The sequence below is a fragment of the Acetobacterium wieringae genome, assembly GCF_023700225.1.
GTDB classification, from domain to species: domain Bacteria; phylum Bacillota; class Clostridia; order Eubacteriales; family Eubacteriaceae; genus Acetobacterium; species Acetobacterium wieringae.
Genome location: NZ_CP097897.1, coordinates 1,709,066 through 1,734,869 on the forward strand (window position 1 = coordinate 1,709,066; position 25,804 = coordinate 1,734,869).

Consider the following 25,804-nt stretch of genomic DNA (forward strand, 5'->3'; position numbering starts at 1 on the left):
TTGAAGATAGGAGGAAATAGATAATGCGAATTAAAAAAGGCGTTAATGCCAAAAAGAAACATAAAAAAGTACTAAAACTTGCAAAAGGCTATTATGGTGCTAAAAGTAAGTTATATCGATCAGCGAATGAAGCCGTTATGCGAGCACTCAGATCTTCATATGTTGGCCGTAAAGAAAAGAAACGAAACTTCCGAAGATTATGGATCACCCGAATCAATGCCGGTGCCAGAATACATGGTTTAAGCTACAGCAAATTCATGTTTGGTTTAAAACAGGCAGGTGTTGAAATCGACCGTAAAATCTTAGCAGATCTGGCAATGAATGACAGTAATGCTTTTAAAGACTTAGTTGAAGTATCAAAGAAGAACATGAACTAATCGTAATGAAAAACTTCTCAACGGATTATCCATGCTTGAGAAGTTTTTTTTATGGATATTATTCTTGCTTTTTTATTGTGTCGTGTTAGAATAGGTATGGTTATTAAATATTTAAGGCAGGAATCGAATCATGGCAGAAAAAATACGCTGGAACTTTAAAAAATTTGCGGGACAACGTTCCCCGGCAGAAATGCTGATTTATGGATTTGCACTGGTGATCCTACTGGGAGCCATTTTGTTGACCTTGCCGATGGCCAGCGCATCAGGAACCAGCGGTGGTTTTATTAATGCGTTATTTACGGCTACCTCAGCAGTATGCGTAACGGGGCTTGTGGTTGTGGACACCGGCACCTTTTGGTCGGTATTTGGGAAAGTCGTTATTATTTTACTGATACAGATCGGTGGCCTGGGCTTCATGTCATTGACGACAATGTTTTTTGTACTGGCGGGAAAACGGATTACGATCAAGGATCGTCTGCTGATTCAATCCTCAGTGAACATGGATTCACTTTCCGGAGTAGTTAAATTCACCAAGTACATTTTCTTTTCATCGCTGATCATTGAAACAGTTGGGGCATTATTGTTGGCCCTGGTTTTTATTCCGGAATATGGATTTTTGCGGGGCACTGCCTTCAGCTTTTTTCATTCGATTTCTGCCTTTTGTAATGCTGGTTTTGATCTATTTGGGAATTACTCCAGCCTGACAAAATATGTCGGTAATTTTATTGTCAATTTTGTGATTGGCGGGCTGATTATTCTGGGGGGGCTGGGATTTGCCGTTACCAGTGATATCATTAACATTCGAAAATTTGAAAAAATGACTATGCATGCCAAGCTGGCCCTGACAGTCACCGGTGTTCTTTTGATTATTGGTTTTGTGCTTTTTTTTGTTTTTGAATACAATAATCCGATGACGATGGGAAAGCTTTCTTTTCCCGAAAAACTACTGGCCGCCGCTTTCCAGTCGATCACACCAAGAACTGCTGGTTATAATACCATTGACATTGCCGCTTTAACAACACCATCATTGTTTTTAACCATGCTGTTTATGTTTATCGGAGCTTCACCGGGGTCCACCGGTGGCGGCGTTAAAACCACCACCTTTGCGATTATTATGATGACGGTTGTCTCCGTTCTTCATGGTCGAAAAGATGTGGTGGCCTTTAAGCGTAGCATCATGGGCCCGGCAATCCGTCGGTCCATTTCGGTGATTGTCATTGCATTGGGTATTGTCATCTTTATGATTTTTGTGTTATTATGTACTGAACCTGAAGCTTCTTTTGAAACGGTGGTTTTTGAAGTACTTTCAGCATTTGGTACGGTTGGCTTAACAACCGGTTTAACCCCTCATTTATCAACAGCGGGGAAAATAGCCATCAGTTTGACCATGTTTGTTGGCCGGCTGGGTCCGTTAACGGTAGCCTATGCGATTTCACGCAGTGAAAAGCGAGCCCGAGAAAACGTGGGAAATTTCAAATTGCCGGAAGGCAACATTATGATTGGCTAGAGGAGGAGTATTAATTGAAAGAAAAGCAGTTTGCGGTTCTTGGTTTAGGGCGTTTTGGTGAAGCACTGGCCATCACCCTCAGCGAATTGGGCTGTAATGTTGTTGTCGTCGATAATGACGAAGAAAAAATTCAAAACATTGCGAATTTGGTAACCTATGCGGTGCAAGCGGATGTGACCGATATTAATACACTGAAATCGATTGGCTTAAAGAATGTCGATGCGGTGGTGGTTTCCATTACCTCAGACATTAACAGCAGTATTATGGGTATTGTCAATGCTCAGGAACTGGGAATCAATGAAATTTATGGAAAAGCCAACAATGCCCAGCACGAAAAGGTGCTACTTAAATTAGGGGTCAAAAAAGTATTTTCTCCAGAGCGGGACATGGGTGAGCGGGTTGCGCATAATCTGTTTTCCGGCGATTTTATCGATATTTTGGAGCTGGATACCAATCATTCCATCGTTGAGGTGGAGTCCCTTCATATTTGGGAAGGAAAAAACCTGGAACAGTTAAACCTCCGGGAAAAACATGGCTTAAATGTAATTGCAATTCGGAGTCTGGATGTCTTAAATGCTTCGCCATTGGCCAGTGATGTGATTCATGCCGGAGATAAACTGATTGTGATGGGGGAGAATCGCTCCATTAATGAGATTAACAAACTGTCCCGAAAAGACCATTAACGATGTTTCCAGAAATTACATCAAAAAATAATGAGCAACTGAAGTATCTGCGTAAACTCAGCAGTAAATCCTTTCGGGACGCCGAAGGTACCTTTGCCATCGAAGGCACCAAGCTTTTTCTGGAAGCAGTTAAAAATCAATTGCAGTTTAAGCAGATCTTTATTACCAGCACTTGGCTGGAGATTAATGGCGCATCTGTCAGGGATCGTCTGGTTACTTTGGAGAACAATAAAGTTGCCATTGCAATCGTCAGTCCGACGATTCTGGCAAGCCTGTCCGGTTTACAAAAACCCGAAGGAATTATGGCGGTACTGCATAAAATTAATAGCCGACCGGGAACCTTCAAGCGTACGGTTTTACTGGAGGATGTTCAGGATCCCTACAATGTTGGTACCATTATTCGTACTGCCGATGCAGCAGGTTTTGACTGTGTGGTGACGTCTGCTAAAACAGCGGATATTTACAATGAGAAGGTACTACGGGGTTCGATGGGTTCGGTCTTTCACTTGCCGATTTATCAGGTCGTTTCGCTGCTTGATACGGTCAAGCAGTTAAAAGAGCAGCAGGTAACGATCATCGGTACTTCCTTAAGTGGCAGTTGTTTATGGGAACGCCAGTCCCTCAACGGTTCATTTGCCATCGTTATGGGGAATGAATCCCAGGGAATGTCGAAGCAAATGAGTGAATGCTGCGATCTGTTACTGAAAATTCCCATTTTGGGTCAGGCGGAGTCACTGAATGTGGCAACGGCTGCAGGTATAATCATGTATGATCTGATTCGAGATTTTAAGGAATGCCAGACCAAAGTAAAAGATAATTAAATAACTTATCTACAATGATAGAGCGAGTAAATAAAGATGAGACTTTACAGAGAAAAAATCCCAGGCTGAGAGATTTTGTGTTTAAATTTATTGAAGTTCCCTCTGGAGTTTTAGCTGTGAACCGCATCAACCAATTTTGATGATTGATAGCAGCTAACGTTAATTGCGTTAAAATTTTAAGTGAATACAATTATGTATTAATTTAAGGTGGTACCGCGGAATGATTTCGTCCTTTTGAGAGGACGATTTTTTTATTTATAAGGAGAAAGAAATGGAGCTAGAACTCAAACAATTACGAGATCGCTGTATAGCTGATCTAAGTGCCGTTACCGAACTGAAATCACTGGATAATGTCCGGATTAAGTATCTGGGTAAAAAAGGCGAACTGACCATTGCCCTAAAAGGAATGGGCAAGCTTTCCAACGAGGAACGTCCGGTCATTGGCAAGCTGGCCAATGAAATCCGGGAAGAAATTGAAAGTAACATCATGGCGCAAAAACAGTTACTGGAACAACAGGAAATTGAAGCGCAGATCAAAGAAGAACGTATCGATGTGTCCCTGCCTGGACAAAAACATCAGGCGGGAAACCTGCATCCGTTAACTACGATTATCAATGATTTAAAAGAAATCTTTCTGGGAATGGGCTTCTCCATTGCCGAAGGTCCGGAGATTGAATGGGCAAAATATAATTTTGACTATTTGAATGTGCCTCAGGATCATTCGGCCAGAGACCTCCAGGACACTTTTTACTATCAGGATGATATCGTGCTGAGAACTCAGACTTCACCGGTTCAAGTTCGGGTTATGGAAGAACAGCAACCACCCCTGCGGATTATTTCACCGGGTCGGGTTTATCGCTTTGATGAAATCGACGCTACCCATTCTCCAGTCTTCCATCAGATGGAGGGATTGGTGATTGATAAAGGCATCACCATGAGCGATCTTAAAGGAACCCTTGATTTATTTGCCAAGAAACTCTTTGGTGAACAGACGAAAACCAAGTTCCGCCCCCACCAGTTCTATTTTACCGAGCCCAGCGCTGAGATGGATGTAACCTGCTTTAAATGCGGCGGCGTTGGCTGTAAGGTTTGCAGCAACACCGGCTGGATTGAAATTCTCGGTTGCGGAATGGTTCACCCGAATGTTTTGCGCTTCTGTGGCATTGACCCGGATGAATACAGCGGCTTTGCCTTTGGCATGGGCCTTGACCGGATCACAATGATCAAGTATGGCATCAACGATCTGCGTTTATTGTTTGAAAATGATCTGCGTTTTTTAGCGCAATTTAAATAGGAGGAACCCAATTATGCTCGTTTCACTGAATTGGTTAAAAGAATTTGTTGATATAAAAATGGCACCGTTTGATTTTGGGGAGGCTCTGACGATGTCCGGGACAAAGGTGGAAACCCTAACGGTTGTTTCAGAAAATGTGGTTAATATCTTTACCGGACAAATTACCAAAATTGAAGCCCATCCCAATGCGGATAAGCTGACCGTTTGTACCGTGGATATGGGAACTGACCAACGGGTGATTGTCACTGCGGCCAAGAATGTCTTTGAAGGTGCCATTGTTCCGGTGGCCATTGATGGTGCGGTAATTGCCAATGGTACCAAAATCGGCACCAATGATTTTCGGGGATTGCTTTCCTATGGGATGTTCTGCTCGATTGAAGAACTGGGAATGAACACCGATTTATTTTCTAAAGAAATCATGGAAGGGATTCTGATTCTGCCGGAAAATACGCCGCTGGGAATGGATGCCCGGGAACTTTTGTGGCTTGATGACGTGATCATCGATGTGGAACTGACGGCTAACCGATCGGATTGCCAATCGATTGTGGGGATCGCCCGGGAAGCGGCAGCAACCCTGGATCTGCCAATGGCTGAAGTACCAGTTTATGACGCCACCGCAGAAAGTGCTAATGAAATCCCCGACTATTTGGCCGTACGCATTGAAGATTCTGCCTGCCCCCGATATGTTGCCAAGATGCTCAAAGTCAAGAAAATCGAAGACTCACCGCTGTGGATGCAGATCAAGCTCCTAAACAGTGGAGTGCGGCCGATCAACAATATTGTTGATGTCACCAACTACGTGATGCTGGAGCTGGGCCAACCGCTCCATGCTTTTGATTATCACAGTCTTAAATCCCAGGAAATTGTGGTTACAACCACTGCAGATAAGAAAATTGTCACTTTAGATGATAAAGAGCGGGAAATAGATGAATCGATGCTGATGATCACCAATGGCAAAGCCCCAGTGGCCATTGCCGGGGTCATGGGTGGTGAAAATTCAGAAATTACTGATAAAACCAGTCTGATTGTCCTGGAATCGGCCAATTTTAACAAAGGCAGTGTACGCTTAACGGCTAAACAACTGGGCCTGCGAACCGAAGCCTCATCTCGCTTTGAGAAGGGCGTTGATCCGGAATTAGCCGCAGTGGCAGCACTGCGGGCCACTCAGCTGCTACTGGATATTGGTGCCTGTGATGTTATCGAAGGGATGATTGATGTTTACCCTCAGGTGGCTGCATTAAAAAAAGTTGCCCTCGATGTTAATTGGTTTAATGCGTTTGTGGGGATTTCTTTGACTGTTGAGGAAGTTTCAAGCATGCTGACCCGGTTATTCTTTACGGTGAACAAAATAAGCGATGCCGTTTTGGAAGTTGAAGTGCCCAGTTATCGGATGGACATTGAGCTTAAAGAAGATCTGGCCGAGGAAGTGGTAAGGATTTTTGGCTATGATCGCATCCCTGGTACCATAATGGGCGGCGAAACCATGGTTGGCGGTAAAACCCCAGTGCAGAAATTTGAAGACAGCCTGAAAAACATTCTGGTGGGTCAGGGCTATTTTGAAACCCTGACATCCTCCTTTACCAGCGAAAAGCGTCTTCAGGGACTGAATACACAGCTTCCGGATAACCTGATTCCGCTGATTAATCCGCTGGGGGAAGAAAACAGCATCATGCGCCATACCCTCATTGGCCATCAGCTGGAAGTGATTTCACTAAACTATAATCGTAAAAACCCGGCGGGCTGTTTTTTTGAATTGTCCAATACCTATCGCAAAAACACCAAGCCAGGAGAATTACCGGTTGAAGCCAAAAAACTGGCCATCAGTTCCTATGGCAGCGGGGATTATTTTGAATTAAAAGGGGTTGTTGAGCTCTTGCTTGAGCATTTTGGAATTTACTATCCGGAGTTTGTTGCTGGCGGATCGGACTTCCTTCATCCCGGACGAAAAGCAGAAATTTTTGCCAATGGGACCAAACTCGGGGAAATCGGCGAGATTCATCCGATGGTTGTCAAGCATTATGAACTGCCGAAACGGTGTTATGTTTGTCAGTTATCGTTTGATGAACTTTTTGAATGTGCCAGCCTGGATAATAAATTTACTGATCTGCCAAAATTCCCGGCTTCTAATCGCGATTTGGCTATTTTACTCAAAGCTGAAATTCCGGCGGCAGCGATTGCGGCAATTATCCGTAAAAACAGCGGGCGAAATCCTTGAAAGCATTGAATTGTTTGACGTCTATACCGGAGCTCAAATTCCGGCCGGTTATAAGAGTCTGGCCTATGCCTTAAACTTCCGTCATCACGAACGAACCCTCACTGACAATGATATTAATCCGGTTATCGACCAGATTCTCGGTGAATTGAAACAGGCATTTGATGCCCAACTCCGTGAGTAAGTATTGAAACGATCATGAATCTGATTTGTGAACATATTGTCGGGCTTCAGCAATTAAAAGGGGTCGGTCGACAGAAAACGATCCGCTTGCTGGAGTTGATCACCGCTCCTCAGCAGCTTTGTTTCCGGGAGTTGGTTGAAATCGGCCAGACTTTTGGGATGATTTCCAGCCAGATCAGCAAGGCCGAAATCGCAGCTGCTGAGGACTGTGCCCAGACGCTGGCCGAACAATGCGGTCAGCTGGGAATCTCTTGCTGCTCGTATTGGGATGAAGCGTTTCCGGATAGTCTGAAATTTTCGGATCATCCGGTGTTGATTTTTTATCAGGGCGACTTGAGTATTTTAACACATTCCAAACGGGCGGCAGTGATTGGTAGCCGCCAACCTTCCGCCTTGGGGGCAGATTTTGCTTTTCAAGCAGGTAAGTTACTGGCCGAAAACAATTTTGTGGTAGTCAGTGGCCTGGCGATCGGTTCTGATTCTTATGGGCACCAGGGTTGTCTGGATGCCGGTGGAAAGACGGTGGCCTTTCTGCCTTCTGGTTTAGCTCCAATTTATCCCAGCACCAATCAGCAGTTGGCAGATAAAATCTGTGGCATGGGGGGCTGTCTGGTATCCGAATACCCCCATCATGAAACCCTTTTGCCATATAAGTTCGTAGAGCGGGATCGTCTTCAGAGTGCGTCCAGTCAGTTTGTGATTGTTTCCAATTTTACGCCGGGGAGCGGTACCATTTATACCCTGGATTACGCCAGAAAATACCAGAAAGCGATTTATTCCATTCCGGTTATCCATAGCGAATCACGGGCTGGTTTTAAGCATCTTGAGATAAAACAGATTGACTACCGAATTTTAAGCAATACAGAACTGGCTGATGTCATTGAGCAGTATTAATTGATAAATCAATTGTAATTTTCTTGTTTATTACCTATAATAGAATATAACAAAGAAGAACCTTTTTATCACTTTTGAGAACTAAATTTATTTCACAGGAGGAAAAAATGCCTGAACAAACAATCATGGAATTACGCATACTCGATACCGAATTTAATCTAAAGGCCAAGGGAAACGAAGAGCATATTAAGCACGTTTCTGACTACGTCAATACCGAATTGGAACGGGTCAAGGCTGCGAATCCCTTCACAAACCATATTCGGATTGCGATTTTAGGCTGTATGAATATTACCGAGCGGCTTTTCAACGCAGAGGAAGAAGTTCGGAGCAGTGAAGAAGTAAAAGCCAAAGAAGTCGGCGAGGTGAAACAAGTTAAAGCTGAACTCAAGAAACTCAGCGATTTGCTGGCCGAAGAACAGGCAAAATATCAAGCACTGGCTGAAGAGAAAGACTTATTGCAAAAAGAACTGGATGAAAAAAATGATCTGTTGGCCCAATACCGGGAACACTTACGACAAGGAAAAATTGAAAGTGAAACCAGCCGCAAAACAATCCTGGATCTCCAGAATCAGTTGTTTGAAAGCCAGATCGAATTGGTCAAAGCCAACAAAAATCATATCGAAAAAGATGTCTTTAAAAGCATTGAAGACAAAATGAAACTGGACTAACGGAAAATAAAAAAAAGATGTTTGCACATCTTTTTTTATTGCTCTAAAATTTGCGGATCAGACCGGTTACCTTGCCAAGAATTTTGATATCCTGGGCATTGCAGAAAATCGGATCCATGGTTTTATTTTCCGGTTGCAGTCGGATTTTATTGGGCTCGTCGTAAAAAATGCGTTTGACCGTGGCTTCGTTATCTTCAAGCAAAAGCGCTACAACAATGTCATTATTTCGGGCCGTCTCCTGCTTTCGGACGATGATTTTATCACCATCGAGAATCCCGGCTTCAATCATGCTAGTCCCCTTGACTATAAGAATAAAGGCGTCATCGGATCCGGTAAAATCGAGCGGCAGCGGGAAAATATCAGTAATGTTTTCAATTGCCAGAATTGGAGCACCGGCAGTGACGCAGCCTAAAATTGGCAATGAGATAATTGTTTTTTCATCAAAGTGACTGGAAATTGTTTCATTGGGATCGTGGCGCAACACCTCGATAGCCCGGGTTTTGGTTGAATCACGCTTGATATAACCCAGCTCTTCCAGCTTTTTCAGGTAGGTGTGGGCGGTGGAAGTCGATTTCAGATTAACAGCGGCACAAATTTCCCGCACTGATGGGGGATAACGTTTATCGCGCATTTGGGTTTCTATAAATTTCAAGATATCTAATTGTTTGCTGTTTAAATCCTCGTACATGAGTTTTCCTCCAAAATAGTTATGCTTCATTATAGCATATCACCAGATTAAAGGCAAACGTAAGTTCTTAATTTTACCATTGTTGTCAATCATCGCTTTCAAACTGTGCCAACGGATTTTGGTTAAGGGTATCCCGGAGGATTTCTTCATTGACATGGGTATAGATCTGAGTGGTTGAAACATTCTGATGACCAAGAATTTCCTGAACCGAGCGCAAATCGGCATTGCCATAACGGAACATCAGGGTTGCAGCGGTGTGGCGGAGTTTGTGGACACTGATTTCATCGGTATTGAGACCGCAATTCGCCAGATGTTTCTTGACCAGGTGCTGAACCGCCCGATTGCTGATCGGGCCATTTTGCTGGCTGAGAAAGAGATAGGGGCAGTTGGATTCTGGGCGCACCGCCAGATAGCGATTGATGGCTTTTAAGCAGGCATGGTTTAAAAAGACGGGACGCTCTTTATTACCCTTACCAATGATGCGCAGGGCATCGTTTTTGATGTCGGAAATCTTTATTTGGGTCAGCTCGGAAAGACGCATCCCGCAATTGAGAAACAGGGTAATAATGGCAAAGTCCCTTTCTTTATGGCGACCGGTAATCCCTTTCAATAAATCCACGGCTTCGTCCCATTCCAGATAACGGGCATGACGGGCCGGGAGTTTGGGCATTTCCAGTTCAGTCACCGGGTTGGGCAGAAAGTACTTTTGCTTATTGCACAGATAATTAAAGAATGAACGTAAGGAAGAGACCTTGCGGCTTCGGGCCGCATCTGCATTTTGCCGTTCCTTACTGGAGTAGGAAAGAAAGGCATAGAGAATCCCCAGATTTACCGATTTTAAGACATCAATGTCGATATCATCGATGGGAATTGCATCAAAAGGCAGCGATTGGGGAACCATCGCAAAATAGCGTTTGAGGAAGCGGAAAAAAATAATCAGATCATAACGGTAAGCCTGGGCGGACTTTTCAGAATAACCTTTAATGGTTAAAACATAATTTAGGAATTCATCCAGCAGTGCATTATTGGGAATAATTTTATCAGTTAGATTGGTTGGGATGGTCATCAGAGTCTCCTAAAATTTTTGCCGGGGTTGGCTGGTAACAGCTGCAAAAAAGATGGCATAAGCTGAGATGGTATTTGCACAAGCACCGGCAGATTTTATTATAGCTTACCACACTTTAGTCATTTTGTCACGAAACTTACATTTTGCGACATAATATTTTTGCTTATTTCAAATTCATACTGAGCTTTGTTTGGTGCATTGTTGTGCATTGACATATACTTCGGACATAGCTTGACATATAAGTGGTAAAAAATAATTCTTTTGTTGCCGATTATGTATAATTGATCGGACATAAATAACGAATTTAATTGAATTCTGTGAACAATAATCAGAAATATGAAATTTTATTATCTCCGGTGAATAAAATGCAAAATAAAATGAAAGGTTCGCATGATACCTATTTCATTTAAAAAAATAGGTAAAATTTGACATATAACCCGTAAAAAATGGAAGGTTTTCATGAAAAAAATAAGTTCTATATGTAATGCCAACTTTCAGTGAAAATGTATTAAGCCTTATAATTATCCAATGGAAACATTGTAGCGTACAATCAGACTATATCCCCCAACCATTGTTTCCATATTATCTATATTGTTTCGATAATCTTCATTCACCTGAGACTCTTCTTCTTCGAAAAAATAGACATTATAAAAGAGATCATTCTCGATAATAATGCCTTTATAGGCTGGGCCAACTGAAATACCAGAATCTAAAAGATCTTCTGTAATTATTTTTATAAAGTCACCATTTCTAATATTATTCTCAATAAAACCTAATAGTCTACAAAAGTATTCAAATAAATAAAACTCGATAATTTTACAAGCAAGCTGGAAAACATCGGCCGAAATTGTTGTGCTTTTGGGATCATTAAAGAAATCATAAAAGAGTTGAATGAGGTATTCATATAAGGACAACAAGAAAGAAGTATTACACTCTCCTGCCCTATTTCTCAATATACAAGAATATAACCATAGATAATATGCATATTGTTCTTTTTTTATTTTTTTATTACCATAGAGACATTTTACAAAAATATTATTTAATTTCGTTTTGTAATCAATATTTGTTCGATTCATATTTTCGCAATGATAACCAACTCGGAAAGTTTTCTTGATCCGGCTGTCGACTTTATTTATGATATCTTCAAGTGATGAAAGAATTGACAAATCATTTTTTGAATAGTCTTTTACTAAATTAATCCAATCACAATCGCAATTAGAGTAATAATTGTTCAGATTACTAATTTCATATTTAGTTAATTTCGTTACTTTTCGCACACTAATTGTCGCTAGACTACTCTTTTCGCCGTTGATAAGATAATCTTTTATAAATTTAGCGCCAAAATCCGGAAGTTTATTTTTAATTTTTAATTGCCAGGGATTAATCTCAATTATAGTACAACTTCTATCCGAAATAGATGGAAGATTCAACGGTATTGATTTATTATGATAACTTCTTGCAACAAGCTCCATTGGTGAGTGTATCATGAAATGTCGGAATAAGTCAATTTCACAATGGGGACAAATATAATAACTTTTTTTATTGAAGCAAAATTCCGAAAATCTGCGATGGTTACAAACAGGGCAATGTTCAACCAAAAGCATATTATGTATAAGACATTGATCTAAAAAAGAAAATTGATGAAATAAATAATGATTTCCTTCTTCCAGGCACTTTGGACAATATTTAAAATAATGATCGAATAGAAAAATGAGATTATGGGGAAGAAATATTGAAAATGGACCTAATAGTCTCTTCACATCTTCTTTTATTTGCAGAAGAACTGGTTCTTCAATTATGGAATTTAAACCTTCAACGTTTATTTTACCCCTATATTGAAATAAAAGTTCTGGCAAAAATTTATTTGTATCATTATTGTTTACCAATATTGGTTTAATCAATATATTTGAAGAACAAGAATTCACGTAACATGATTTAACTAAATAATCATAAAAGCTTTCATATTGATTTCGCTTAAATTTTGTTAGCATACCAGCTTATCCTCGCTTTATACTCACTTTCGCTTTCCATTGATACATGCATTTAAAAGGTCTTGCTCGTGGCCACAGTCCGCAAATTTGACAGTCTCGATCCACATATCTTCGGTTATCCATTCATCCCCTGCCCCTTCTATTCCATGTTCTATAAAAAGAAATTCAATCATGTTACATAAATGACTCATTGATAATCCATGTTTACTGAAAATAGTTTTTCCATAAATATTACAAATACAATTGTATAAATTTTCAGTTTCATGGATCAGAAATTTACTCTCACTGAATGCCATTGGAAAAAAATAATTCGTATATGTCAAGTCTGAATCTAAGGGAAATCGCATACCGAAATCGTATGCTCCGAGGACATCTTGAAGTTCTTTCTTTGTCCGTATACCATTAAATATGTGCGTTTTTTGCATGAAACGTCGCACAATCTGGACTTCCTTCATTCCTGAGAACAAGTTCCGCTGTGAGATTAAATCTTCAGTACCAACTAAAATTGTCGTCATTTCTATACTTTGAGCTTTTAACTGATTATTAATATCTTTAAGACATTGGTATTCATTTTTATCTAAAGCATCTGCTTCATCAATGAAAAAAAGGATTTTTCGATTTCCGTTTTCTTCAAGGGCTAAATTAATTAGCTGTGAACACAATCGATCCGATTTATCTTGTGCTGAACCTTTATTAAATAAATCATGATTTGTAGCTTTCAATAATCTTGTGTAAAAAACATTGGTGTTCTTTAGTGGATCAGGCATTGAACTCACAAACGTTAAAATTTCGTGGTCGTACTTTTCGTATATTTCATTTTTTATTATATTGATTGCTGTCGATTTTCCATAACCTGATGGGCCATAAATAATCATTCCTTGGATTCTGAATTTGATCGCTTCGTCAATTTTTTTGATTGCTTCTTCAACAATCGATGTTTTTATCTTGTAATTTCCAGTGTGAATGGGATGCTTATTTTTTACTGTTGAATTTACTTGATCTAATTGATCTGCTCTCATTTTATTTTAAACCTTTCCTTATTATTACCATGTGCGCTTGGATGGATCTGACCATTTCGCCATTAATTCCTCATCACTTAACAAATTCTTTTCATTGTCAAGACTGATTTCGTCTGTAGTTTTAGAACTTTTTTTATTTTGAGGTAGAATATTTGATCCTGGACTTCTTTTTTCAGCCTCATTTCGAACAGATGCCAAGTGAGTTGCCGCCGTTTTACTGAATAGGGCTTTTTCTTCCAGATTATTTGCAAAATTTGTTATTATGTCTTCGACGTGAATGTTGTTCATGTCATTATTATTTGCGAAATCTCGTATTAATTTATTTGTTTTTAAGGAAATCGCAGTTCCAATCTGTTTACCTTTGATCACTAAATGTCCGATATGAGCGCCATTTTCTAAATATGCTTCCATCTCTCTAATATCAAGCGGATCAAACTCGATTACAATATTCTTACCGACTGGTGTATAGCTTGAAGACAAAACGGAACTTGTATATTTGTATCCAGCAAAATTGATATATGGCCGGATTCCCTTTTTTTGTTGCCTTGAACTTTTCTGATTTGATAACATTTCATTAGCGAAAAATCCTTTCTGTTATCATCTGAAACATATGATGGAATCAAACCTCGATCAATTCGGTCTCTCATAACTGATAGAGGCGAAAAGCCACCTAATCCTTGATGAGGTTGCAAATTGTATCCTGAAATAATTATTTCAGCAATTTCGGAGATCTCTTTGAGGGTAATCCGATATGTAACAGCATCTTTTTCTGCTCCGATTCGACGAATATCATTAATGTTGCTCCCCGTTGTAGATGGCATTCGATGAAAACCTTTCTCTTCTAAAGTTCTAAAAAATCGTTCAATGAGTGGGCGTCTATGAGGTGTTGCAACAGGGCCAAAATTTATACTGATACCTAATTTTTCTAAATTATCCGTAATGTCACGTGAAAGATGCGATAGTGCATTATCCATACAAATCTCGTCGAAGAGTGCCCATTGCGTATAAGGGACTGCTACTGAGTGGTATCCTTCAATACTTTTTTTAAAATTGAATTGACTAAAATTCAATGATTTATGTGGAATTATTGCGTTTTGTATACATTCTAATACATCAAATCGATTATAGTTTTGACTAACAGAAATAGTGTATCCAAGTATAACGCGAGTTGCTACGTCAATTACTGCAATAATCCAGATACGATTGGCTAAAACGTAAACTGTGTCGCCATGCTCATTTTCAACAGCAACTGTAAATAATGCATCGATTTTGTGCCCATCTAACTCAACTTTTGCAAAAGGTCGTTTAGGACTGGATTGATCCGGCTGTATGCATCTTGTGTTACGAAATAATTGCTCCGCATTTTTTCCGTAACGATTCAATGAAGCATAAGGATTTTCGTCACCAATATTATGCAAAAATCTGATCATTGATCGATATCCTTGGGATTTAGTTTCAAATGGATAGTCGGTCTCTTTAAAGCCGTTTGCTATCAGATTTTTTATTAAAGATTCATGGATTGTTTTAAAAGATGATAATTTATCCCATTTTGATTTTTTTTCATTAAAATAGTCTAATAATAATTGATCTCGAATATCGGGGTGATCCTCCATTAGTTTAATAAATGGACCTTTTCTAGATTTTAATCGATGCCCTTTTATTAATCCAACATAGCCCACAGGCTGGCCATTTGTATCAAGGCTTGCACAACGATCGACAAACTCTTTAATATGAGAATGGTTTATGCCGGTCATTTTTTCTATGTTTTTTATTGACTCACCATTTAAATACAAATCAACTGCTTTTTTTCGCGATTCATAGATTTTTTTATCAGAGTCTGACATATTATAGGTACTTACAGTTCGCCATGTTTTACTTTCTTCATAAAATTTTGCGATCTTATTATTCCAAAAACGTTTGCCATAGCTCACCTCTGTATAAAAGTTCAATTCCTGATTAAACACATCCGCTTTGATCTGATCACGTATTAGCAAATAGACCAGGCTTGGAAATACCATTGTTGGCTCTGGATCAGATTCATAGATATGTCCAATTGTAGTATCCCCTACTTGTTCTATAAATCGTTTTATTCGTTTTATACAATTTCCGAGTAACCGTTCGTCAGTTCTACAAATGCAGTGATACATAAATCTCATATTATTGAGATGTTCCAGACCTTGAAAAATATCATTTTCAGTACGCACACGGAATAGAATATTATTTTTCAAACACCAATTTTTTTGGATAGCAATTTGAGACTTTGCTCTGACTGCGGATTTATTGTCTCCAGTTAAATCAGAAGTATACTTAATTTCCCATAATTCATTAATATTGTCTTCATAAAGAACTTCCATATCAAACACTGTTTTGCACATTTTGCCATCATTATTTTTTCCAGTTATTTGAAGTGGTTGTTCGACGTATTTAATAATTTGCGGATTCAATTCAACAGTTAGAAAGTTCGCATATTCCAAATTACTATAAAAACAAGCCCTTCGATTTAGTTTTAGACTATGACAAATAAAGTAATTCGAACCATAGCTCTGTGAGCGTGGCATTTCGATCGGCTTTTCACTTAACATGGGCTTCCTCCGCAATATTTATTAATCTCAAAACTCAAAAGCAAATATTGTTATCGTTTACTTATCCAATTTTCTTTAGAATAATCACAGAAATTTATTCAAAGATACTTTTAAGGTTTAAATACCAAAAATGACGGATTGAATTTTTTATTTCAATCCGTCATTAGGCTCAATTTAATTTGTTAAAAGTATAGTAGTATTTAATGTTTAAGCTTCATTTGAAACTAAAATAGCAACACTAAATTAATGATCCTTTAATCTATTTTTACAAATTTTTCGTATTCATGACTCTCATAGCATTTAAGACTGCTAACAATGCAACTCCTACATCAGCAAATACTGCTTCCCACATTGTAGCAAGTCCACCGGCACCTAATATCAGGACAATTCCTTTAACAACAAACGCCAAAGTAATATTCTGTAATACTATACGTCTCGTTTTCTTTGAAATATTTATTGCACTGATCAGTTTACTCGGTTCATCAGTCATTAGCACAACATCCGCAGCTTCAATAGCGGCATCAGATCCTAACCCCCCCATTGCAACGCCAACATCAGCTCTTGCTAAGACTGGGGCATCATTTATACCATCTCCAACAAAAACAACGCATCCTTTCGTGCTTTTTTGGTTATAAAGCAGCTCCAGTTTTTCTACCTTTTGATCGGGAAGTAGATCCGAATAAACTAAGTCCAATCCTAGTTGCTTACCAACTTTATCACCGATGATCTTATTATCGCCTGTCAGCATAACAGTCTTTTTTATACCGAGTGCTTTTAAGTCACCAACAAGTTTTTTAGAATCCTTTTTGATTTCATCTGAGATGACAATCGAACCTGCATAACTCCGATCTATCGTTATATATACAATTGTTCCAGGTTCATCATTTTCCAGTATGGCTATTTCTTTATCGGCCATCAGCTTTGCATTACCTGCAAAAATTTCCTTCCCTTTAATATTAACCTTTAATCCCAGGCCGGGAAGTTCTTCATGCGCTTCAATTACTCCTTTGTCAATTTCTTTGCCATAAGCTTTCATAATTGATTGAGCAATGGGATGGTTGGAATAATTTTCAGCATATGCCGCATACATTAAAAGCTCATCATTGGTTATGCCTTGGACCGCTTTAATTTCTGTTACTTTAAACACGCCTTTTGTCAAGGTTCCAGTTTTATCAAATATTACAGTATCAACATTATTCAAAGCCTCTAGATAATTTCCACCTTTTATCAAGATACCATTTTTTGAAGCGCCTCCAATTCCACGCAAAAAGCCCAGCGGGATTGAAATAACCAATGCACAAGGACAAGAAATTACCAAAAAAACCAATGACCTGTAAATCCAGTCAGAAAAAGTTGCACCTTGGATAACTAAAGGCGGAATAATCGCAAGCGCTAAAGCTGCGACTACTACTATTGGGGTGTATACTCGCGCAAACTTTGTAATAAACTGTTCCGTAGGCGCTTTTCGACTGCTGGCGTTTTCAACCAGTTCCAAAATTCTTGATACCGTGGAATCGCCAAATTCTTTTTTAACTTCAATCGTTAATAACCCGTTTTTATTGATGAACCCTCCGTAGACTTCATTACCAACTTCTACTTCACGAGGAACGGACTCGCCCGTAAGTGCTGAAGTATCCATCATGGATTTCCCTTCAACAACAACTCCATCAAGTGGTACTTTTTCGCCTGGTTTCACAATAATATATTCTCCGATAAGCACATCCTCTGGAGAAACAATTTTGATATCATCCCCATCCTTTAAATTTGCATAATCAGGTCTAATATCCATAAGTTCAGCAATCGATCGTCTGGATCTGTTTACCGCTAAATCCTGGAAGAATTCGCCCACTTGATAGAACAGCATTACTGCAACACCTTCTGGATATTGACCGATAGCAAATGCTCCTATCGTTGCGATTGACATCAGAAAACTTTCATCAAAAAGCTGTCCGTTTTTTATATCTTTAGCAGCTCGCAACACAACTTCTCCGCCAACTATCAAATACGCAGCAAAATACAAAACAAATTCCACTGGTGTTTGGAATGTAAATATTAAAGCAATGGCAAACAACACCCCACCGATTGCTAATTTGACAAGCTCTTTCCTATTACCATCACCAATTTGCACATGTTCCTCGGTAGCTTTTTTAGATTCTTCCTTTACCATTACATCAGGCTCTATTTTTTTTATAATAAGTATAATATCTTTTATTGCTGTTTCGAGATCTCTATTTCTTGTTTCAATATTAAGTTTACCTGTTGTAAAATCAACATTGGCGCTTTTTATGCTATCTAGTTCCTTGATTTTTTCTTCAATTTTCAAAGCACAATTAGCGCAATCAAGTCCTCCTAATATAAGTGTCTTTTTAATGTATTTATCGTGCAACTTTTCAGACACAGTGACATCCGGCTCAATCTTATATACAATTTCCGTTACATGTTTAACAACAGCTTCTTTCTTATCAACATTATCAAGCTCAATGGTCATAATTTTAGAAGCGAAATTAAGCGTAGCCTCTTTAACATCCTCTATATTGTTCACTTTATCATTAATTTTTGCCGCACAGACAGCACAATCCAAACCATCTAAAACAAGTTCAATTTTTGATACTTCCATTTTTGATCCCCTCCTCTTTTATTTCAACTATATTTCTACTTTTCGTTTATATGTACCATCCCTTGATTAAATATTTGTTTAACATGGTCATCATCTAATGAGTAGAATACTACTTTTCCTTCTTTTCTATTTTTCACAAGTTTTGCTTGTTTTAAAACCTTTAGCTGATGTGAAATGGCGGATTGTGTCATATTCAATAGAAATGCGATGTCACATACACACATCTCACTTTCAGCTAATGCCCACAATATTTTGATTCTTGTTGAATCTCCAAAAACCTTGAATAACTCAGCAAGATCATATAAGAGCTCTTCTTTTGGCATTTTATCCTTAACTTGCTTCACAACATCCTCATGGATTACATTACAATCACAACGTTCGATTGGATTCTCAATACGAACCATATCATTCCCCTTATATTTAAAAGATTTATACATGAATAGTTATTCATGTATCGATTATACTACTTTCGTGGACTAATTGTCAATCAATATTTGAATAATTGTTCATATAATCATTTATAAAAAATCTAAATTTCATAATTGTATATTCCGACCGGTGAACTCCATTGGAAATGCGGACATCAACTACTTACTCTGAAAACAACAGCCTTAATCGCGTCAATGAACCCATAGTTTATTAAAGTGCGCACAAAACAAAAGAAACCGAAGCGCTTCTGAAAAATGACCAGAGTAGCTTCGGTTTTGTTTCTGGCATCAAAAAAGGGGTAAACGCTGACTAACAAAATGTTATTTTGCGACACCCCCATTTTTCTTATAACAAACATCGTAGTGTTTAATGATTAATTTTCATTTGGAATACTGGCAACATTCTGTTTATTGGAAGATAAACGCTCATCAATTTTCGGATACTTAGGTTTATACCAAAGGAGAAGCGTTGAGCTGATAATAACTGTCAGACAGCCTGCTTCCTGAAAAATAATGGCCCAAACTGGGGTAAGCATCGCTAAAGACGCCAATGCTAATCCAATGACATTATAGACAAGCGAGAAGAACATGTTTAATTTAATTCGTTTAAACACTTTTTTCGAGGTCCAGATAAAATCAGCAACACTTAACAGGTCATCATTCATCAGGGTGATATCTGCTGTTTCAATTGCTACATCTGTTCCGGTAGCTCCCATGGCCATTCCGATATCTGCCAGAGCTAAGGCTGGCGCATCGTTTATCCCATCACCAATCATCGCTACTTTTTTTCCTTGCTTTTGCATCTCTGCAACGACTTGCTGCTTTTCCTCGGGTAGCATATTGGCTCTAAAATCGTCCACGCCTATTTCTTCAGCGACTCGTTGCGCTGTCACTGCGTTGTCACCAGTCAGCATCGTCACATTTTTTATCCCGATTTCCTTGAATAAGAGAATCACGTCCCTAATGCCTGGTCGAACTTTATCAGCAATAGAAATAAGTCCAATGACTGCACCCGCTTGAGCAACAAGCATAATGGTTCTGCCTTGTTCTCGTTGCAACTGCATTTGCGCTTTGACTTTCTGATCCAGCATAATCCCCTGATCTTCCAATAACTCTTCTTTTCCGACCAATAAGGATTTCCCATCAAAACGAGCAATGACACCCTTACCCACTTCAGCTTTAAATTCTTCCGGTTCGGGTATTTCAGCTCGTCGTTCTTTGGCATGTTTAATGATTGCTCTGGCCAATGGGTGTTCCGAATATTTTTCCCCAATCGCCGCCAGATGGATGACTTCTGCTTCCGAAAATCCATTAAATCCGGCAATTTCCATCACTGTTGGGGTACCCAAAGTAAAGGTTCCCGTTTTATCTACCAGAAGGGTATCAATTTTTCCAGCTTCTTCAATGAAAATCCCACCTTTTACAAGAACACCCCGGCGAGCCATATTTGAAATACCTGCGGTTACGGCTGTAGGAGTTGCGATAGCGAACGCACACGGACAGGCAACTAACAAAACCGCGACGGCAGTTTTGACATCTCTTGTTACAAAGTAAGCCGCAATGGCCATCACAATCACTACGGGTAAAAACCATTGGGTAAAGCGATCAGCAACGGTTTGAATTGGCGGTTTTGTCCCTTGCGCTGATTCAGTTAAATGAATAATCTTTGCCAAAGTTGTATCTTCACCCACGCCAGTGGTTTTAATTTCGATTCGCCCTTCTTCATTTAAGGTTCCGCTATATACTTCACTGCCTTTAAATTTTTCAACCGGAATCGATTCTCCGGTAATCGGTGCCTGGTTAACGCTACTTTGTCCATTAACAACGATACCATCAACAGCGATGCGCTCACCGGGTCTAACAACAACCAGTTCACCCAATTGCACTTCTTCAATGGCGACAACAATCTCCGCTTCATTTCGTTTTACCGTTACTTGCTGAGGTGCCAGATCCAATAAACTGCGGATGCTTTTTCTTGTTTTATTTAAGGTAAAGGCTTCAAATGCACCGGCGACTGACATGATAAAAATCAAGATCGCAGCGGTGATAAATTCACCAATTAAAACAGTAGCGATCAGTGCTACTGTCACAAAAACATTTACTGTAATTTTTCGATGGAAAACATCTTTAAACCCAGAAATAAACCGCTGTAATCCACCAAATATGGTTGCAAATAAAGCGATAGCAATATAAATTATGGGTGGCCCAATATTGTTTACTGCCAATAACCAGCTGATAATTATCAATATTCCAACAATCAGCGGGGCAATCGCAAATACTAAAAACTCTCTTATCGGTGAGCTTTTCATTGCTTCATTTTCGTTAGACATTCTGTATCCCTTTCGTGTATAAATTTTTGGTCTTGGTCTAATTTGATTCTTTAAAAAATCTGCCTTTAAAAATCAGCTCAGATTTCTAGGAATCCATCAGTAATCCAAGCCTAATTGAATCAGTTCCGAATGTTATCTGTTATCCGGCCAGTTACTTTTTCTCACCAGCATTATTTTCTTTTTTTGCTTTGTTTTCCTTTTTGGGTGGGGCACAGTCTGGTCCGCAAGTCTCTCCTGGTCCACAACATCCCCCGGTTTGGCTAAGTGATTCTTTGATTAAACTAAAAATACCTGCTTTTTTCTTTTTTTCTGCCATTTTATATCTCCTTAATTTTTATATATTTAATATGCCTTCATGGGTATATAGGCATATTAACTTTAAATTTATGTGTACTTTTACTTAAAACTTAATTAACGCTATTTGAATATAAACGTACAATCAATATTTTTGCTGATATATCCTTTTAGATTTTTCTGATCATTGATATAATGGTCATCGACACGCCACTGTTCTTTTAAATACTGGTAAAGATATTGATTTTTATCCCAAAACGCATCATTTAAATAATAGTATGACCACTGTGATTTCTTTTCATCAGTAATCAATCCAGCCGCTTTTAGTTTATTTAGATGCTTTGAAGCATTTGTTTGGGAAATATTGAGTACCGCCTGAACTTCGCAAACACAAAGCTGGTTTTCACTGAGAATATTCAGTAGCCGTATTCTGGTATCATCGGTAAGCATTTTAAAAATATCAGTTAAATTCATCAATACACCTTCTTTACATTACTATATGCTCCAGTGAGCATATAGTATCATGAATTATATTTTTTGTCCAGAAAAAAATATATCTCAATAATCGATAAAAACCCGTTTGATCAAATAATTCAATCAAACGGGTTGTCTACTATTACTTCTGTAAGATCTTTTTAATGTCATTTACTGATGGAATCCGCCCCATGACGACTACTTTTTCATCAATCACAAGCGCTGGCGTTTTCATAACGCCATAAGCGATAATCTCCTCCATACTTTCCACTTTTTCAACGGTTGCTTCAATCCCTAATTCTATTAAAGCTTCTTTGGCATTTTCTTCCGTTTTTTTACAGTTCTTACACCCTATCCCTAATACCTTAATGATCATAACAATCCTCCATAAAATTATTTTATTTTATCTTCTTCCCTTTTGGTGGGAATCAGTAATACTGACGCTGAAGCATGTCTGGCAAGATTATGGCTGACGCTTCCTAAAAAAACTTGCGGTATAAACCCACGTCCCTGACTGCCCATGACAACCAACGATATTTTTTCTTTCTCTATGAGTTTCAAAAGTTCGGCTGATGGTGAACCATAGAGAAGTTTCACGTCAACCACTATATTTTCCAATGTTGATAAATCATTTTTCAAAGCTTCAAGCTTTTTCTGATCGGCTTCTTTGAATTCTTCCTGCCGATGTTTAAGATGAGGTTCAATGATCGCTTTATCCATAACATGAGCCAATGTGACTTTTTTTACACCGTCAGCTACCATTTTTTTCACATATTCAAATGCCTTTTCAGCATTTGCTGAGAAATCGGTTGAAAAAAGAACATGTTCAAGGATATTACAGTCACTAGCCTGCTTTGATTTATCGACTGTTTCATTGGGTACACGAATGATTAAAGTGGGTATTCTGGCGTGTTGGACAATCCCCACCCAAAACCACATCGCCAACCAACGAATGTTTAGTGGCTCCGACAACCATCATAGAAAAATCTTCCTCTAATGCAATGCGATTGATCTCATTTTTAATATGACCCGTTGTCACTCTGGTTGACACGGTGTATCCCTGTGCTTCAAGCATTTCTTTTTGTACTTTTAAATTCTCTTCAATGACTGACTTAAAGTATGTTGATATCTTTGAATCCGTTTCACATGGATTTAGACAGTGTAATAGAAGACATTCCTTTGCTCCCAGGCTTCTTAATCCCGCAAGACAGGAAATCATCATCGTCGCCAATGGGGATATTTCTGTTGCAATAATGATCCGACTAAACATTTTAAAACCTCCTTCAAATAATCACAATTGTTACAAGAGCAAATAGCTAAAGGCATTAAACCCATAACCAATAATCAATATGCCAATAACGACGATAGAAAAGAATATTGCCAGTAACTTCGTTTTAACCACTCTTTTTAGCATAATTAATGACGGCAGTGAAAGTGCTGTAACTGCCATCATAAATGCTAATACGGTTCCCAGTCCAGCACCTTTAGAAACCAGTGCTTCCGCAATGGGTAGGGTTCCGAATATATCAGCATACATGGGTATCCCGACTAATGTTGCAATCAGTACCGAGTACCATTTGTCCTGTCCCAGAACTGCCGAGATGATATCTTCTGGAATCCAATTGTGAATTATTGCACCAACTGCGACCCCAATTAAAATATATAACCAGACGCGCTTAACAATTTCAATAACCTGATCTTTGGCAAAAACCAATCGATCCTTAATGGTCAGCTCTTCTTGGGCAACTTCAACTATTTTATTGTTGTAAACAAAGGGTTCGACGTTATCTTCAAGATTGGCTTTACCGATGATCGTCCCGCCGATCACAGCCAGCACCAGACCAACCAGCACATAAGCAAAGGCGATTTTCCAATTGAAGATACTGGCAAGCAGTAGAACCGATGCCAGATCTACCAATGGTGACGAAATTAAAAACGAAAATGTTACTCCGATTGGCAGTCCAGCGCTCGTAAATCCGATAAAAAGGGGAATCGACGAACAGGAACAAAAAGGTGTGATCGTACCTAGTAGCGCTCCGAGAATATTAGCTGTGATCCCTTTTAATCCACCTAATATTTTTCTTGTTCGCTCCGGGGGGAAAAAACTTTGTATATAGGAAATAATAAAAATCAATACGGATAGCAATATAAATATTTTTATCACATCATAAATGAAAAACTGAATACTTCCCCCCAACCGGTCTTGGGTGTTTAGACCAAATACATTTTGCACGAGATTTGTAACCAGATCTGAAAGCCATTGCATTCTTAACAATTGGTCATTTAGCCATTGAAATATAAACATGAAATCAACTCCTATCTTCTTTAGAGAATCTATCTTTTACGCATTTAATTACAACAATTATCAAAAAGGAATTTACGATCCACATGCTTATTTTTATCTAACACAAGCTGCGGAAAATCTTCAATATTTTCCAAAATATCCTGAACCGTCCGCTTTAATAATGGATTGTCAGTTTTCAGGTTATAGAAAATGAACTTTTCTTTTCTTTCGGTGGTGACAAAATCCAAGTCTCTTAACTTTGATAAATTTTTAGAGATGCTTGGTTGTGAAACCTCTAAGACATCGCTGAGTTCACACACGCATAATTCTTTTTGAGCGAGAAGGACAATGATTCGAAGCCGGGTCTCATCTGACAACATTTTATAAATATTCGTTAGCTCATTCATTTCCAAATCCTTTCAGATTAAATCATACAAATACATGGTGATTATTTTATTGCTAAACCTTTGTCAATTGCTTCTTGAATGATCTTATGACAGCAAACACCCAGCGGATTGTTTTTTTTGCAGTCAGGGTTTTTCATCGCACCTGCTACTTCATTCACTTCTTTCACGGTTTTCGCACCATGGTATATAACAGCTTCTATGACTTGTTTTTCGGTAACTTTACTGCAATAGCATGCATACTTAGGCTCTGCATTCTTTTTGAACCAAATCGGAACCTTTATCTGGTCTTTAAAGAATCTAATATCATTAGTATTGTCATAATAAATCACATCACAATCTTTGTTCATTCAGATCTGGTAATGTTCTCCTATTACTTCGTTGTGATGATCATCTGTCACTAAGTGCTCAACTGTGATTTTGCTGACGGATTCACCTTGATTTTTACAGATTGGGCAAAGGTCAATAATATTATCCATTGCTATTACTTGCTCCTCTTTATATTTATTTATATATACTCGTATGGGAATATGTACATATTAACTCTAGAATTTTTATTTGTCAATCTTTTTTGATTGAGTGATTACAATATGAAGGCAGTGGTATAGGTAGGTTATGACGTATTAGAGTTTGGAGTAGTTGTTGCAGATCTTTAATTTAGAATTAGTTATTTGATTTGTCTATGAATATTTCTCAATTTTAAATATATTTGCATTGAATTAATATTTGACAACAAAATTTAATTTTTTGATCATGTTGCATTTCTATGAATATATATATCATTTAATCTAACATAAAAATTTTCAATTTAATGCTTCCGCCTTTTTGTACGTATCATATGTCAAATTTTCTTTTTATACGTACTATATGTCAAAAAATCATTTATTACCATTTATATGTCAAAATATTTTGACATATAAATGGTAATAAAAAAACGAATGGCTTTCTTATGGGATTTTTATAATTGGATTTTGTACGGGTTATATGT

General features: G+C 38.5%; 27 protein-coding genes and 1 other annotated feature. Of the genes, 9 read left to right on the top strand and 18 right to left on the bottom strand.

The window, feature by feature from the left end:
- The first annotated feature begins 23 nt into the window (after nucleotides 1-23).
- The 9 genes from rplT (at nucleotide 24) to zapA (ending at nucleotide 8,639) form a co-directional block, all read left to right on the top strand.
- Nucleotides 24-377 carry a 50S ribosomal protein L20 gene (gene rplT, locus CHL1_RS08310; protein ID WP_410171668.1) on the top strand — a complete coding sequence of 118 codons (354 nt, stop codon included), beginning with the start codon at nucleotides 24-26 and terminating at the stop codon, nucleotides 375-377.
- Between the two features lie 130 nt (nucleotides 378-507).
- Entirely contained in the window at nucleotides 508-1,884 is a 1,377-nt protein-coding gene (locus tag CHL1_RS08315) for a TrkH family potassium uptake protein (protein ID WP_070371429.1), read from the top strand.
- Between the two features lie 14 nt (nucleotides 1,885-1,898).
- Nucleotides 1,899-2,567 (top strand): potassium channel family protein, encoded by a 669-nt coding sequence (locus CHL1_RS08320; protein WP_228879860.1) that lies wholly within the window; start codon nucleotides 1,899-1,901, stop codon nucleotides 2,565-2,567.
- A gap of 2 nt (nucleotides 2,568-2,569) precedes the next feature.
- Nucleotides 2,570-3,388, top strand: a complete 819-nt coding sequence (locus CHL1_RS08325; RefSeq protein ID WP_250936001.1) for a TrmH family RNA methyltransferase — start codon at nucleotides 2,570-2,572, stop codon at nucleotides 3,386-3,388.
- 5 nt (nucleotides 3,389-3,393) lie between these two features.
- Nucleotides 3,394-3,625 (top strand) — a binding site (T-box leader).
- Nucleotides 3,626-3,659: 34 nt separating this feature from the next.
- Nucleotides 3,660-4,682: a phenylalanine--tRNA ligase subunit alpha gene (gene pheS, locus CHL1_RS08330; protein WP_070371426.1), complete on the top strand. Its 1,023-nt coding sequence runs from the start codon at nucleotides 3,660-3,662 to the stop codon at nucleotides 4,680-4,682.
- A gap of 13 nt (nucleotides 4,683-4,695) precedes the next feature.
- Nucleotides 4,696-6,897 (top strand): phenylalanine--tRNA ligase subunit beta, encoded by a 2,202-nt coding sequence (pheT, locus tag CHL1_RS08335; RefSeq protein WP_250936003.1) that lies wholly within the window; start codon nucleotides 4,696-4,698, stop codon nucleotides 6,895-6,897.
- Nucleotides 6,857-7,078 (top strand): phenylalanine--tRNA ligase subunit beta-related protein, encoded by a 222-nt coding sequence (locus tag CHL1_RS08340; RefSeq protein ID WP_250936014.1) that lies wholly within the window; start codon nucleotides 6,857-6,859, stop codon nucleotides 7,076-7,078. Before pheT ends, CHL1_RS08340 begins: the two co-directional genes overlap by 41 nt.
- Before the next feature lie 14 nt (nucleotides 7,079-7,092).
- Nucleotides 7,093-7,971: a DNA-processing protein DprA gene (locus CHL1_RS08345; RefSeq protein ID WP_250936016.1), complete on the top strand. Its 879-nt coding sequence runs from the start codon at nucleotides 7,093-7,095 to the stop codon at nucleotides 7,969-7,971.
- A 107-nt stretch (nucleotides 7,972-8,078) separates the two neighbouring features.
- Nucleotides 8,079-8,639 carry a cell division protein ZapA gene (gene zapA / locus CHL1_RS08350; protein WP_242871614.1) on the top strand — a complete coding sequence of 187 codons (561 nt, stop codon included), beginning with the start codon at nucleotides 8,079-8,081 and terminating at the stop codon, nucleotides 8,637-8,639.
- Between the two features lie 43 nt (nucleotides 8,640-8,682).
- On the opposite strand, the gene lexA is transcribed toward zapA, so the two are convergent.
- From lexA to CHL1_RS18330, 18 genes are all read right to left on the bottom strand, one after another.
- Complete coding sequence (gene lexA / locus CHL1_RS08355; RefSeq protein ID WP_070371423.1) at nucleotides 8,683-9,327, bottom strand: transcriptional repressor LexA; 645 nt, start codon at nucleotides 9,325-9,327, stop codon at nucleotides 8,683-8,685.
- A gap of 85 nt (nucleotides 9,328-9,412) precedes the next feature.
- Nucleotides 9,413-10,393 carry a tyrosine recombinase XerC gene (locus CHL1_RS08360; RefSeq protein WP_250936018.1) on the bottom strand — a complete coding sequence of 327 codons (981 nt, stop codon included), beginning with the start codon at nucleotides 10,391-10,393 and terminating at the stop codon, nucleotides 9,413-9,415.
- A 521-nt stretch (nucleotides 10,394-10,914) separates the two neighbouring features.
- Complete coding sequence (locus CHL1_RS08365) at nucleotides 10,915-12,384, bottom strand: TniQ family protein (protein WP_250936020.1); 1,470 nt, start codon at nucleotides 12,382-12,384, stop codon at nucleotides 10,915-10,917.
- A gap of 23 nt (nucleotides 12,385-12,407) precedes the next feature.
- A complete protein-coding gene (locus CHL1_RS08370; protein WP_250936022.1) occupies nucleotides 12,408-13,403 on the bottom strand; it encodes an ATP-binding protein in 996 nt (331 codons plus the stop codon).
- A gap of 24 nt (nucleotides 13,404-13,427) precedes the next feature.
- Nucleotides 13,428-13,883, bottom strand: coding sequence for a hypothetical protein (locus tag CHL1_RS08375; RefSeq protein ID WP_250936024.1), 456 nt, complete (start codon nucleotides 13,881-13,883; stop codon nucleotides 13,428-13,430).
- A complete protein-coding gene (locus CHL1_RS08380; protein ID WP_250936026.1) occupies nucleotides 13,844-15,985 on the bottom strand; it encodes a Tn7 transposase TnsA N-terminal domain-containing protein in 2,142 nt (713 codons plus the stop codon). Before CHL1_RS08380 ends, CHL1_RS08375 begins: the two co-directional genes overlap by 40 nt.
- Before the next feature lie 265 nt (nucleotides 15,986-16,250).
- On the bottom strand, nucleotides 16,251-18,602 hold the full coding sequence (locus tag CHL1_RS08385; protein ID WP_250936036.1) for a heavy metal translocating P-type ATPase: 2,352 nt from the start codon (nucleotides 18,600-18,602) through the stop codon (nucleotides 16,251-16,253).
- Nucleotides 18,603-18,637: 35 nt separating this feature from the next.
- Nucleotides 18,638-19,006: an ArsR/SmtB family transcription factor gene (locus CHL1_RS08390; RefSeq protein WP_250936037.1), complete on the bottom strand. Its 369-nt coding sequence runs from the start codon at nucleotides 19,004-19,006 to the stop codon at nucleotides 18,638-18,640.
- A gap of 398 nt (nucleotides 19,007-19,404) precedes the next feature.
- Nucleotides 19,405-21,360 carry a heavy metal translocating P-type ATPase gene (locus CHL1_RS08395; protein WP_250936039.1) on the bottom strand — a complete coding sequence of 652 codons (1,956 nt, stop codon included), beginning with the start codon at nucleotides 21,358-21,360 and terminating at the stop codon, nucleotides 19,405-19,407.
- Nucleotides 21,361-21,511: 151 nt separating this feature from the next.
- A complete protein-coding gene (locus tag CHL1_RS08400) occupies nucleotides 21,512-21,676 on the bottom strand; it encodes a hypothetical protein (RefSeq protein ID WP_250936041.1) in 165 nt (54 codons plus the stop codon).
- Nucleotides 21,677-21,777: 101 nt separating this feature from the next.
- Complete coding sequence (locus CHL1_RS08405; RefSeq protein WP_250936043.1) at nucleotides 21,778-22,128, bottom strand: ArsR/SmtB family transcription factor; 351 nt, start codon at nucleotides 22,126-22,128, stop codon at nucleotides 21,778-21,780.
- Between the two features lie 142 nt (nucleotides 22,129-22,270).
- Nucleotides 22,271-22,504, bottom strand: a complete 234-nt coding sequence (locus CHL1_RS08410) for a thioredoxin family protein (protein WP_250936045.1) — start codon at nucleotides 22,502-22,504, stop codon at nucleotides 22,271-22,273.
- A gap of 17 nt (nucleotides 22,505-22,521) precedes the next feature.
- The gene (locus CHL1_RS08415) at nucleotides 22,522-23,055 is read right to left on the bottom strand and encodes a universal stress protein (protein ID WP_250936047.1); all 534 of its coding nucleotides are present in this window, start codon (nucleotides 23,053-23,055) and stop codon (nucleotides 22,522-22,524) included.
- Nucleotides 23,000-23,398: a universal stress protein gene (locus tag CHL1_RS08420; protein ID WP_250936049.1), complete on the bottom strand. Its 399-nt coding sequence runs from the start codon at nucleotides 23,396-23,398 to the stop codon at nucleotides 23,000-23,002. Before CHL1_RS08420 ends, CHL1_RS08415 begins: the two co-directional genes overlap by 56 nt.
- Nucleotides 23,399-23,428: 30 nt before the next feature.
- Nucleotides 23,429-24,433, bottom strand: a complete 1,005-nt coding sequence (locus CHL1_RS08425; RefSeq protein ID WP_250936051.1) for a permease — start codon at nucleotides 24,431-24,433, stop codon at nucleotides 23,429-23,431.
- Between the two features lie 44 nt (nucleotides 24,434-24,477).
- Nucleotides 24,478-24,819 (bottom strand): ArsR/SmtB family transcription factor, encoded by a 342-nt coding sequence (locus CHL1_RS08430; RefSeq protein ID WP_250936053.1) that lies wholly within the window; start codon nucleotides 24,817-24,819, stop codon nucleotides 24,478-24,480.
- Nucleotides 24,820-24,860: 41 nt separating this feature from the next.
- On the bottom strand, nucleotides 24,861-25,166 hold the full coding sequence (locus tag CHL1_RS08435; RefSeq protein ID WP_250936055.1) for a (2Fe-2S)-binding protein: 306 nt from the start codon (nucleotides 25,164-25,166) through the stop codon (nucleotides 24,861-24,863).
- Nucleotides 25,167-25,295, bottom strand: a complete 129-nt coding sequence (locus CHL1_RS18330) for a hypothetical protein (protein ID WP_276520485.1) — start codon at nucleotides 25,293-25,295, stop codon at nucleotides 25,167-25,169.
- Between the last annotated feature and the right edge of the window lie 509 nt (nucleotides 25,296-25,804).